Annotated in this window: 12 protein-coding genes; 4 read left to right on the forward strand and 8 right to left on the reverse strand. The window is 63.4% G+C overall.

The features are described from left to right. Positions 1-41 precede the first annotated feature (41 nt). Entirely contained in the window at positions 42-611 is a 570-nt protein-coding gene (gene efp / locus HU729_RS23240) for an elongation factor P (protein ID WP_028691737.1), read from the reverse strand. A gap of 48 nt (positions 612-659) precedes the next feature. Beyond that, positions 660-1,790 carry an elongation factor P maturation arginine rhamnosyltransferase EarP gene (earP, locus tag HU729_RS23245; protein ID WP_186711666.1) on the reverse strand — a complete coding sequence of 377 codons (1,131 nt, stop codon included), beginning with the start codon at positions 1,788-1,790 and terminating at the stop codon, positions 660-662. 143 nt (positions 1,791-1,933) lie between these two features. On the opposite strand from earP, the gene HU729_RS23250 reads away from it, so the two are divergent. Both HU729_RS23250 and HU729_RS23255 read left to right on the forward strand, forming a co-directional pair. Beyond that, positions 1,934-2,320 (forward strand): hypothetical protein, encoded by a 387-nt coding sequence (locus HU729_RS23250; protein WP_186711667.1) that lies wholly within the window; start codon positions 1,934-1,936, stop codon positions 2,318-2,320. 2 nt (positions 2,321-2,322) lie between these two features. Next, on the forward strand, positions 2,323-2,805 hold the full coding sequence (locus tag HU729_RS23255) for a GreA/GreB family elongation factor (RefSeq protein ID WP_186711668.1): 483 nt from the start codon (positions 2,323-2,325) through the stop codon (positions 2,803-2,805). A 9-nt stretch (positions 2,806-2,814) separates the two neighbouring features. On the opposite strand, the gene HU729_RS23260 is transcribed toward HU729_RS23255, so the two are convergent. Then, positions 2,815-3,747, reverse strand: a complete 933-nt coding sequence (locus HU729_RS23260; RefSeq protein ID WP_186711669.1) for a LysR family transcriptional regulator — start codon at positions 3,745-3,747, stop codon at positions 2,815-2,817. A 121-nt stretch (positions 3,748-3,868) separates the two neighbouring features. Between HU729_RS23260 and HU729_RS23265 the strand changes: the two genes are divergently transcribed. Further along, positions 3,869-4,618: a 3-oxoacyl-ACP reductase family protein gene (locus HU729_RS23265; RefSeq protein WP_186711670.1), complete on the forward strand. Its 750-nt coding sequence runs from the start codon at positions 3,869-3,871 to the stop codon at positions 4,616-4,618. 35 nt (positions 4,619-4,653) lie between these two features. Here HU729_RS23265 and HU729_RS23270 read toward each other — a convergent pair whose 3' ends face one another. The 5 genes from HU729_RS23270 to HU729_RS23290 all read right to left on the reverse strand — a co-directional run bounded on the left by HU729_RS23270 (position 4,654) and on the right by HU729_RS23290 (position 10,955). Further along, positions 4,654-6,000: a TolC family outer membrane protein gene (locus HU729_RS23270; protein WP_186711671.1), complete on the reverse strand. Its 1,347-nt coding sequence runs from the start codon at positions 5,998-6,000 to the stop codon at positions 4,654-4,656. A gap of 10 nt (positions 6,001-6,010) precedes the next feature. Beyond that, a complete protein-coding gene (locus tag HU729_RS23275) occupies positions 6,011-7,303 on the reverse strand; it encodes an HlyD family type I secretion periplasmic adaptor subunit (protein ID WP_186711672.1) in 1,293 nt (430 codons plus the stop codon). Then, a complete protein-coding gene (locus HU729_RS23280) occupies positions 7,300-9,021 on the reverse strand; it encodes a type I secretion system permease/ATPase (protein ID WP_186711673.1) in 1,722 nt (573 codons plus the stop codon). Before HU729_RS23280 ends, HU729_RS23275 begins: the two co-directional genes overlap by 4 nt. Before the next feature lie 37 nt (positions 9,022-9,058). Continuing rightward, on the reverse strand, positions 9,059-9,436 hold the full coding sequence (locus HU729_RS23285; RefSeq protein ID WP_186711674.1) for an AprI/Inh family metalloprotease inhibitor: 378 nt from the start codon (positions 9,434-9,436) through the stop codon (positions 9,059-9,061). Between the two features lie 61 nt (positions 9,437-9,497). Next, on the reverse strand, positions 9,498-10,955 hold the full coding sequence (locus HU729_RS23290) for a serralysin family metalloprotease (protein WP_186711675.1): 1,458 nt from the start codon (positions 10,953-10,955) through the stop codon (positions 9,498-9,500). A 442-nt stretch (positions 10,956-11,397) separates the two neighbouring features. Between HU729_RS23290 and HU729_RS23295 the strand changes: the two genes are divergently transcribed. Beyond that, the gene (locus tag HU729_RS23295) at positions 11,398-11,772 is read left to right on the forward strand and encodes a hypothetical protein (RefSeq protein ID WP_186666536.1); all 375 of its coding nucleotides are present in this window, start codon (positions 11,398-11,400) and stop codon (positions 11,770-11,772) included. The last annotated feature ends 118 nt before the right edge of the window (positions 11,773-11,890 follow it).

The raw sequence follows: 11,890 nt of genomic DNA on the forward strand, positions 1-11,890 counted from the left end.
AAACCCGGCCAAGGCCGGGTTTTTTGTGGGTCGCAAGAAGATTACTTCTTGGAACGGCCCTTGAAGCTGTTGTCGCGAGTGTCGATGTCGATCCACTCGTCGATCTGGATGAAGTCAGCTACCGAAATCTCGGTACCGTTCTTCAGCTTGGCAGGCTTCATGACCTTGCCCGAGGTATCGCCGCGAGCAGCGTTCTCGGTGTAGACAACCTGACGGCTGATGGTGGTCGGCAGTTCAACCGATACCAGGCGGCCTTCGAAGAAGACGGCTTCGCAGACATCTTCCATGCCTTCTTCGATGTACGGCAGAACGGCGTCGATGTCTTCGGCGTTCAGCTCGTACATGGTGTAGTCGGTGGTGTCCATGAAGGTGTACGAGTCACCGCTGATGAACGACAGGGTCGCTTCTTTGCGATCCAGGATCACGTCGTCCAGCTTGTCGTCCGCACCGTAGACGGTTTCGGTCTTGTAGCCGGTCAGCAGGTTCTTCAGCTTGGTCTTCATGATCGCGCTGTTACGGCCCGACTTGGTGAATTCCGCTTTCTGGACCAGCCACGGGTCGTTGTCGATCCGCAGTACGGTACCGGGTTTCAGCTCTTTACCAGTTTTCATTACGAAGTATCCGAATCTGGATGGATTTATAAAAATCGAGGCCGCATATCATATCCAATTTCGGTAAAACTGTACCAGCGCTGTGGCAAGGTCCGGCCGAGTGGCCTGTTCCAGACACCATTGCCGGGCGTGCGTCTGCAGTTGCGGCCAGTGTTTCAGCACCCCGCGCCAGGCCTCGCCCATGTCACGATCCATGTTCCAGGCACGCCACAACGCCACCAGCGCATCTGCGGCATCGTCCGACAGCCCCTGTCGATAGATCTTGAGAAAAGCCTCGAGCTTTTCCCAGTGAGCATTCTCCTCTTGCACGTAGATGTGCCACAGCAGAGGGCGCCCGGCCCACTGGGCACGCACGAAGGAATCCTCGCCGCGCACGGCATTGAAGTCGCAGCACCAGAGGATACGGTCGTAGTCGTCCTGGCTGACGAATCGCAGCACCTGCAAGGTCAGCGCCCCGCGCTGGCGCACCTCGCCCACGGCCAGTCGTTCACCCAGCCACGCATGCAGGTCGGACAGGATTCGACCTTCGGGGACCAACAGGTGGGTGGGCTGATCGTCTGCCGCCAGGGCTTCCAGCCAATGGCCCAACTGTGCGTTCTCGTAGGCGAACAACGACATCAGTCGCGCCTCGGGCGCAGGTTTCACGCCGAGGCCGGCAAGGAATGCCTCGCGCGCGGCAGCATCCTCCTCGAACGCAGCACGCTTGCCCAGCAGTTCGCCTTCACGCAGCAAGCCGCCGGTATTGGCGGTGAAGCCTGGGAAGAAAAACACTTTGCGCAGGCCATTGGGTTGTGGCGACGGCAGCCCATGACAACCCTCGACCCAGTCTTCGGCGCTCAGGTATTCGAGGTTCAGCCACAACGCCGGTGTAGGGCGACCGGCCAGGGCTTCGACATAGGCCGCCGGTAGTCGGCAACCGAAGGCACCGATCACCACCTCGGCGGTTTCGCATGCGGGCCAATCGACCGGCCAATGGCATACCTCGACGCCTTGCTGATATTGCCGCGCGGCCTGTGGATCAGCCTCCGGGCACAGGAGTGCGAACGCCTGCAGGTCGTCCACCCAAAGGCGCACGGTCAACGCATGCTCATCGGCGAGCTGGCGCGCCAGGCGCCAGGTGACGCCAATATCGCCGTAGTTGTCGACGACCGTGCAGAAAATGTCCCAGGTGGCTTTCACGACCACTCCCCTCGCAGCGCAGAAAACCATGGATTGTGCGGATAAACCGGCACCGACAAAAGCGCTACCCGCACCCGGCAATAAAACAAATCGCACAGCCATGCGACAATGGCCCCTTGATCGACCCCTGCCAGGAGGCCACGATGCCCCGTCGCCGCGAACTGAAGATCACCCTGAACCCTTTGCAGTTGATTGTCTGCGTGGCCATCGGCCTGTGGCTCGGCGCCGTGGCCATCGCCCTGAGCCTGTGGCTGGCCTGGCAGTTGTGGCCGCAGCAGGTCGCACCACTGGCCCAGGCAGTGGCCCCGGCACGCACCGCCCCCGCCCCGGTTGCCCCGCCGCAACCGGCCGACGCGCAGCAGGCGATGTTCGAGCGCTACAAGGAGATCCTGAACACGCAGCAAGCCCAACAGGCCATCGAGGCCAACCCGCGCAACCTGAACAACCCCAAATGCCAGTTCTGGCTACAGCAGAACCGCAATGCACCGACCGACAAGAGCCAGGCCAACGTGCTGGAGTTCTGCCGCTGACCATGGACAAGCCAACCCTGCTCGCACGCATCATCGACACCCTCGTGCACGACATGGAGGTGCTGCGACGCGCCGCCCAGACCGCCTACGAAACCGCCACTGCCGAAGAGAACATCGCCGAGAACAAGTACGACACCCTGGGACTCGAGGCTTCCTACCTCGCCACCGGCCAGGCGCGTCGTACCGCCGAAATCCGCCAGGCGCTGCTGAGCTACCAGCAGTTGCTGCTGCGCGACTACGACCCGGCGCGGGGGATCCAGCTCAGCAACCGGGTAACGCTTGAAGACGAGCAAGGTCGCCAGCAGTTGCTGTTTCTCGGCCCCGAGGGCGCCGGACTGAAAATCGGCGAAGGCCCTGGACTGGTGACCGTGATCACCCCGCGCTCGCCGCTTGGCAAGCAGTTGATCGGCAAGAAACTCGATGACGAAGTAAGCCTGATGCTCGCCGGGGTGGCGCAGGTGCAGTTCGTAGTCGAAGTCGACTGACGGCAGGATTCAGACGCCTGCCATCGCATCGAACTGCTTCGCCAACCCCTGCGCCTCGAAACACGCCACCAGATAGTCGATGAACGCGCGGGTCTTGCCCGGCAGCAGCTTGCGCTCGGCGTAGTAGACGCTGACGCTGCCATCGTCCACATACCAGTCCGGCAACACCCTGCACAGCCGTTTGCTGGCGAAGTACGGCACGGCGAACGGCATGCTCACCAAGGCAATCCCCAACCCTTGCTCCGCCGCAGCACAGGCGGCATCCGAGTCGCTCATGGTCATCGCCTGGCGCAGTTGCAGCGGGCGCTGCTCCTGGCTGCGGCTGGTCAGCGGCCAGGAACGCACTCGCCCGGTCTGCGGCGAACGGATCAGGATGCCGTCGTGCTGGGGTAGTTGTTCCGGCATCTGGATCGGCGCGTGCCGCTGCAGGTACTCAGGCGCCGCTACCAAGACCCGGTGTGCAGGCGCCAGCTTGCGCGCAACGACACCCGGCGGCAGGTCGAAGCCGCCGCCGATAGCGGCATCGAACCCTTGGCCGATGAGATCGACCTGGCGGTTGTCGAAATGCCAGTCCGCGGTGATTGCCGGGTATCGGCGCAGGAACTCCCCCAGCAACGGCAGCACGTACAAACGCCCGAACACGATGCCCATGCTGACCCGCAGCACCCCGGCCGGCTGGCCTTCGCTGCTGGCCAGGTTGGCGACGGCGTACTGGATGCTGCGAAAACTCTCGCTCACTTCACCGAGAAAGCGTTGCCCGGCCTCGGTCAGGGTCAACTTGCGCGTACTGCGCTGGAACAGGCGCACACCCAGGCGGGACTCCAACTGGGCGACGTTCTTGCCCACCGCCGCAGGCGTGATCGACAAGCGCCGGGCGGCCTCGGCGAAGCTGCCGACCTCGGCACTGGTGATGAAGCACTCGAGGCTGCTGAAGGATTCCATGGGCGATTCCCAACCAGAAGTTCACTCTGACGATAGCGATTGCCATCTTATCAGCAGGTAATACCCAGCCGATACTGGGCTCATCCAAGGCACACCGCCTTGCTCGCTTCAGGAGAGCAGCATGTCCCACGTATCGAACCTCGAAGGCAAAGTCGCCCTGGTCCAGGGCGGTTCCCGCGGCATCGGCGCCGCCATCGTCCGGCGCCTGGCCCGCGAAGGCGCGCAAGTCGCCTTCACTTATGTCAGCTCCGCTGCCCCCGCGCAGGCCCTGGCTGATGCCATCAACGCCGAGGGGGGCCGCGCCCTGGCCTTGCGCGCCGACAGCGCTGATGCCAGTGCGGTGCAGCAAGCGGTGGAAGATACCGTCAAAGCCTTCGGCCGCCTCGACATCCTGGTCAACAACGCCGGTGTACTGGCCGTGGCGCCAGTGACCGAATTCGACCTCGAAGACTTCGACCGCATGCTGGCGATCAATGTGCGCAGCGTGTTCGTGGCGAGCCAGGCTGCGGCCCGGCACATGGGCCAGGGCGGCCGGATCATCAACATCGGCAGCACCAACGCCGAACGCATGCCGTTCGCAGGCGGCGCGCCCTATGCCATGAGCAAGTCGGCGCTGGTCGGCCTGACCCGCGGCATGGCCCGCGACCTCGGGCCCCAGGGCATCACCGTCAACAATGTGCAGCCTGGCCCGGTGGACACCGATATGAATCCGGCCAACGGCGAGTTCGCCGACAGCCTGATCCCGCTGATGGCGATCGGACGCTACGGGCATGCCGATGAAATCGCCAGCTTCGTCGCCTATCTGGCCGGCCCGGAAGCTGGCTACATCACCGGTGCCAGCCTGCTGGCCGATGGCGGGTTCGCCGCCTGAGGCCATGGCGACAGGGAGCGGCCCAATGGCCGCCCCTATCCGCCGGCCGACACGAAGGCTTCGTCTACCCGCGCCAACTGCGCTTCGCTCAAGGTCCCCGCCTGGTAATGCAGCTTGATCCAGGCCAGCAGGTAGTCGTAGCGCGCCCGCGCCAAGTCACGCCGGGTGGTCGCCAGTTGCTGTTCGGCATTGAGCACATCCAGATTGACCCGCTCGCCCCCTTGCACACTCTTGCGCGTAGACACCACCAGAGCCTCGGCCGCCTGCAGCGCCCTTTCGTAGGCGCGCAGGCGACTGGCACCGGACTCGCAGGCGTTGTACTGCTTGCGCAGCTCGATCAAGGTGCTGCGGGTATTACCGTCGAGCTCGTACTCGGCCTGCTCCAGATGCCGACTGGCCTGGCGCGTCGAGGCGCTGACGCCACCACCGGCAAACAGCGGCACGCTGATTTCGATACCGACGGTGTTGGTGTCGTAGCGCTGGTTGTAGGTGTTACCGCTGTCCGACTCCTGGCGCCGCGAAGTCGCGAAGGCGCTGACCTTGGGCAGGTGCCCGGCACGATTGCGCTCGACCTCGTAACGCGCCACTTCCAGCGCATGGCGCTGCGAGCCGAGCTGCGGGTTGCTGGCCAGGGCCAGCGATTGCCAGGCCTCGTAACCGCTGGGCATCACCTGCGGCAAGGCAAAGCCGCTGCGCAGGGGGGCGAGCATGTCGATCTGCACCGCCGGTTCGCCAATCAACGCGCCGAGTTCACGCAGGGCGGCATCCTCGTCGTTGCGCGCCTGGATTTCCTCGGCATCGGCCAGTTCGAAACGCGCCTGGGCCTCGAGAATGTCAGTGCGCGTCCCCTCGCCGGCCTGGAACAGGCGCTGGTTCTGCTGGAATTGCTGGCGGTAGGCCTGCTTGCTGGCCACGCTGATAGCGATCTGGTCTCGGGCGTACAGGGCCTGGGTATAGCTGGTCATCACTCGCACCAGCAACTGCTGGCTCTGGTCGCGAAAGCTTTCGTCGGCGAACAGCGCCTGGGCCACCCCTTTGCGATAGGCCGCATAGGCTTCGTAGTCGAACAACGGTTGCTGGAGGATGAAGGTCGAGCCATAGCTGTCATAGCGCCTGTCTTCGCTGGAGCGACGCGAATCACCGAGGTAGCTGGCCTTCGAATCGTTACGGCCCTTGTTGTAGCTGTAGGAAAGGTTGGGCAGCAAGCCTGCGCGGCCGATGGCCCGGTACTCCTGGCCCGCCTCACGGGCCTTGAAGGCTGCAAGGTAGGTCGGATCGCGGCGCAGCGCCTGCTCGTAGACCTGGAACGGCCCCATGCTGGCCTGGGCCAGTGTCGGCAGCAGCACGAAGGCCAGCAGCAGCCTGGTTGCAGATGTGTCCATCAGCGCGTCCTTATTGTTCGGTCAAGGCGCTGCCTGCACGGTCGAGCAGGGGCTTGAACAGGTAGTTGAGCAGCGAGCGCTCGCCAGTGCGCACGAACAGTTCGGCTGGCATGCCCGGGCGGATCGCCAAGCCCTGCAAACGCGCCAGCGCCTCTTCGCTGACGGTGCTGCGCAGCACGTAGTACGGCTGGCCACTGCGCTCGTCGAGCAACTGGTCGGCCGACACCAGCGCCACTTCGCCGGTGACCCGTGGCGTGCTGTTCTGGTTGAAGGCTGTGAACAGGATATCGACCGGCAACCGCGGCGCGACCTTGTCCACCAGGTTCACCGGCAGGCGCCCTTCCACCTCCAGCGCCGTACCTTGCGGCACTATCTCCAGCAACGTGTCGCCTGCCCGCACCACTGCACCTTCGGTGTGTACCCCCAGGTTGACGGCGATGCCGTCGGCTGGCGCGAGGATCTCGCTGTGACGCAACTCGAAGCGCGCCGAGTTGAGCTGCTGCTCCAGCGTCGCGGCCTTGACCTGGGCCTCGGCCAGTTGGGTGCGCACCTCTTTCTGGTATTCCTCACGGCGCTGCTGCAGGTTGAGCCGAGCCTCGACGATGCCCTGTTCCAGGCGCGCGCTGTCGCCCGCGTTCTGCGCCAGGTCACGTTGCACCTGGGACAACTGACGCTGGTATTCGAGCACCCGATTGCGCGGGATGTAGCCCTCGCCAGCCAGCGGGCGCAGGTTGTCCAACTGCTCGCGCAGGGAGTCGGCCTGGGCCTGCAGGTCGCCCCGTGCACGGCGCATGCCGGCCAGTTGGGCCTGGGAGCCTTCGATGCTGGCCGACACCGCGCCCTGTTCACGGGCCAGGGCCTGGCGACGGCTGTCGAACAACTGGCGCTGACCTTCAAGAACCAGGCCGAGTTGCGCGTCGGACTCATCCATCAGCTCAGCAGGAAACTGCACCTGCCCCGCGTTGTCACGCTCACCGCGCCAACGCGCCAGGCTGGCCAGGGCCAGGCGGTACTGGGCCTGCAGCGCCTCGACATCTGCCTGTACCTGGGTACGGTCGAGACGGAACAGCGGCTCACCCTGACGCACCGTCTGCCCTTCGCGGACCAGAATCCGGCTGACCACCCCGGCAGCCATGGACTGCACTGCCTTGCGCTTGCCCGACACCACCACGGTGCCCTGCACCGCCACGCCCTGATCCAGCGGCGCAAGGCTGGCCCAGGCCATGAACCCGCCAAACCCCAGCAGGGTCAGTAGCCAACCAAGGCGGACATAAAAACGCGCATCGCTTGTCGTGCGGCTCATGCGCCACCTCCGGCTTGCAGCGGCCGCTGCGTGGTGCCCTGGCCCAGCGCCTGGAGAATATCCCGCGCAGGGCCAAACGCCTGCACACGCCCGTCGTTCATCACCAGCAGCTTGTCGGCCTGGGCCAGAGCCGCACTGCGATGGGTCACCAGCACCACAGTGCGCCCCAGCGCCTTCAACTGAACGATGGCCTTGGCCAGCGCCGCCTCGCCAAGGCTGTCGAGGTTGGAGTTGGGTTCGTCGAGCACGATCAGGCACGGGTTGCCATAGAGCGCACGCGCCAGGGCAATGCGTTGTTTCTGGCCTCCGGAGAGGTCGCCGCCGCCCTCGCCAAGGCGTGTGTCGTAACCCTGCGGCAAGCGCAGGATCAACTCATGCACACCCGCCAGGCGCGCCGCTTCCACCACTTTGTGGCCATCAAGTTCGCCGAAGCGGGCGATATTCTCGGCGATGCTGCCGCGCAGCAGCTCGATGCCTTGCGGCAGATAGCCGATATGCGGACCAAGCGCATCGCGGTCCCACTGGCAAAGCTCGGCGCCATCCAGGCGCACCTGGCCCGCCAGTGGTTGCCAGACGCCAACCAGCAGCCTGGCCAGGGTTGACTTGCCAGAGCCCGAAGCCCCCAGCACCCCCAGCACCTCACCGGGTGCCAGGGCAAAACTGACCTGCTGCACGGTAGCCACCCTGCGCCCCGGTGGCCCGCCGCTGACCTGCTCGATGGACAACTGGCCGCCAGGCGCCGGCAGCGGCATTGGTAGCGCCGGTTCAGGGTGCTCCTGCAGCAGGGTTTCCAGACGCTTGTAGGCCAACTGGGCACCGCTCCACTGCTTCCACACCGCGATGAGCTGGTCGATTGGCGCCAGCACCCGGCCCATGAGAATGGAGCCGGCAATCATCATGCCCGGCGTCATCTGGCCCTCGATCACCAGCAGCGCCCCAAGGCCCAGCACCAGCGACTGCAAACATAAGCGCAGGGACTTGCTGGTGGCCGTGATCACTGCCGACGTGTCGCTGGCACGGTTCTGCAACTCGAGAAAGCGTCCGTGCAAGGCAAACCAGCGCTGACGCAGCGCACCGAGCATGCCCATGGCCTGGATGCTCTCGGCGTTGAGCAGTTGGCTGCCGGCCAGGCTGCTCGACTGCTGCTGCAGGCTGCTTGCCTCGGCCAACGGGCGCTGGGTCAGGCGTTCGTTGAGCACAGCCAGCAGCACCAACAGCAAGGCTCCGGCACTGGCGAGCACACCCAGCCAGACGTTGAACAGGAAGATCACCGCCAGATACACCGGAAACCACGGTGCATCGAAGAAGGCGAACAACGCGGGGCCGGTGACGAACTGACGCACTTGGGTCATGTCGTTCAAAGCCTGGCCAGCGGCGCCATCACCTTGGCGCAAGTGACGCTCGAACGCGGCGCGATAAATCCGCAGGTTGAAGCGCTGCTCCAGTCGATGGCCGACTCGAATCACAATGAAACTGCGCACCGCCTCCAGTACGCCCATATAGACGAAGAAACCCACCACCATCAGGGTCAACATCCACAAGGTGGTTTCATTCTGCGAAGTCAGTACACGGTCGTACACTTGCAGCATATATATCGATGGCACGAGCATGAGAATATTGATCAACGCAGTAAAACAACCGACGCTGATCAACGTCGATTTGAATTCGCCAAGTGCCGCCCACAAAAGTGCGCCGGGCCTGTTGCTCGGAAGTTTCATGTTTCGCCCTTATGGCCGTTATAACCTGGCCGGGTAATTAGTTATCCACACGCTCCAGCACCACTGCACTGCCGGCAGCAGACGTCCAGGTATAGCGACCGGCGCCCTGGCGGCTGAAATGCACCACCGTGCTGCCATCGCTGCCCACCAGGGCCAAGGTGTCGGGGGTCACCAGCCAACTGCCCGGGCGCACGCCGAGCAAGGTTTCGGCGCAGGCCAGGTCGCCGTCCAGCGCGCCCTCGCTGGCGGCCAGGTTCAGGCTGCAGGCGCTTGCCTGCTGCGGTTGCGCATAAAGCTGCCAGCGCCCGGCCAGTTGCGCGGCGTTGGGGAGTAGCAGGCTGCTCGCCATACCTACCTCGGTCATCGACATCAGGGAAATCGCGGCCAGCGCGATCATTCGTTTGATTGCTCGCATCCACCCACCTCACGTGGCTGGGAGCGACCCATGCAATACAGCGTGAGCCGCTCCCGGCCCATCAGACCACGATATCCGTGGCGACGGCCTGACCCACCGTGGTCACCAGGAAGTCAGCCAGGCTGTTTCCGGTGAAATCGATGGACAGACTGCCCAGGTTGGTCGCCTGGTCATAGCTCAGGACCGCCTCGCCGGCATGTCCGGTGAAGGCGCTGACGAACTCCAACGGCAGCTTGCCCTGGGAAAACGCCGAGATCGCAGACAGATCGATCTTGTCCTGACCACTGACGAAATCCATGATCCGATCCGGCGCACTGACCGTGGAGTCGCTGATGGCGCCATAGACGAAGGTATCCGCACCGCTTCCCCCCCAGAGGGTGTCAGCCCCGCCACCGCCGTAGATGATGTCGTTGCCGGCACCGCCCTTGAGCACGTTGGCCACCGCGTTGCCAATCAGCAGGTCGTTGCCCGAACCGCCGATGGCGTTCTCCACCGTCACGCCCTTGGCGATCGAGACGTTGCCGATCATGCCGCCAACATCGGAGAACGAAGCCTCGTTGAGGTTGATCTTCTGGTTCTGAGTGAACCCGGAGAAATCCAGGGTGTCGTTGCCACCACCATCCCACACGCTGAACACCACCTTCGACGACGCCGAGGTAGCCGAGTAGAAATCGCGGTCGGCGGTGGAGTTGAAGCCATACACGGTATCGCCCGAGCGGGTGGCGTAGTTGGCGCCGTAGAGCTTCTGGATGGCGGCGATGTCGTCCATCAGCGGGGCCGAGGCATAGTACTGCCCGCCGCCCTTGACGAAGTTCTGCGCCGTGTTGCTCTCGCTCCAGTAGCTCATGACACTGTAGCCACGGGTGTCCTGCGCATACGAAGCGTCACGATAGCTCGGATTGCCTTCGCCGGCGTTGTAGTCGCCGGGATGGGACAGCCCGAGTACGTGACCGATCTCGTGGGTCAGGGTCTGGCGGCCGTAGTTGCCGGTGTCCGGGTTGATGTTCACCTGATAGCCGCTATTGATCAGGTACCAGGACTCACCCTTGTGCGAACCCCGGCCATCGAACGGCAGGTAGGCAAATGCCGCCCCGCCATTGCTGGCGCTGAAGTTGCCGAAGGTCATGTGCCCGTCGCCGCCCGAAGCGGCTTCGGTAAAGGTCACCTTGGCCACATCGCCCCAGGACTCCATGGCCAGCTTGGCCTGGGCCTTCTGCTGGTTGTTGAACTGGCTGAAGCTGCCCAGGCCACGGCTGACGAAGTCCGCCGGTGCCTTGGTCAGGAAGGTGTAGGTGAGGCTGATGGTGCCGTCCTTGTTCAGGTCCTTCCAGGACGCCCCGTCGCGCAGCAGCTGGGTGGCTGCCTGGTCGACGGTGAACGAAGGTTTGCCATTGATGTTCGCGCCACCGCGATCGTACTGGTGGGCGAAGTTGTTGATCAGCCCGAAGGCCGAACTCGGCCCGTTCGGCTGCAACACCGAGGCGGCGGAAACAACAGCATTTGCTTTGACTTTCGACATGCAGACACTTCCTTGTTTGCGGAATAGTTGATGTTCGACAGGAACGCTCAAACTTTCGGCGAGAGCATCCTGTCACTCGCCCTTGTGAGGCGCAAAAAAACTGACACATCCTGAAACTTTCTGTCCAGTGTTTTTTGACGTCATTTTTTCTGCGTGAATCATCATCTGCTGTATCGCTGTTATTTGCGCAAACTGTTATCGATCAATTGCATTAGTGAATACCCCCAATCCAGATAATGACTGATCGGTTTAATATTCAGGACGGGGAAGTTTTATTATGAAAAGGCGACGGAGTGCTGGTGTTTCAATGAGGCCATTCGTTATTGGCGCGGATGTCGCGACAACCGGTCGCATGACCCTCCGTCGCCTGCTCGTTGACTTGCCGAGGGGGGCGGCGCTCAGTAGGTGCTGGTCACAGCCCTTCCACTGACAGGACGACACAATGACAAGACTCACGGTGCAATCCGGCGACTTCTTGCAAGGTGAAGGCGAGTATCGCAACGGATCGCTCACACTCAAGACCCCACGCAGCCAGGCCGGTGAGCGCATCTCACTGGCCCGTATCAAGGACCTCAGGCTTGCCAGCCTGGAATCGAACCGCAACCTGGGCGCCACCCTCGGCTGGGGTGTGGCCGGTGCCTTGGTGGCCGGACCGGTCGGCCTGCTCGCCGGCTTGTGGCTGGGCGGCAAAGAGGAAGAAGCCACCTTTCTTGCCACGTTCAAGGATGGCCGCAAGCTGCTGGCCATTACCGATGGCAAGACCTGGTCGAAGATCGACGACACCTGGCGCCAGCGGCAAAAACCAAGTCAGCAATAAAGCAAGCTGATTCGAGTTCGTCTGAATGATCGAGGTGTTCTTTTCGCGGGCAAGCCCGCTCCCACAGGTATCACACTGCTCTGAGTTCGTGGGAGCGGGCTTGCCCGCGAAAAGAACA

The sequence above is a fragment of the Pseudomonas sp. RW10S2 genome (assembly GCF_014268985.1).
Lineage (GTDB): Bacteria > Pseudomonadota > Gammaproteobacteria > Pseudomonadales > Pseudomonadaceae > Aquipseudomonas > Aquipseudomonas wayambapalatensis.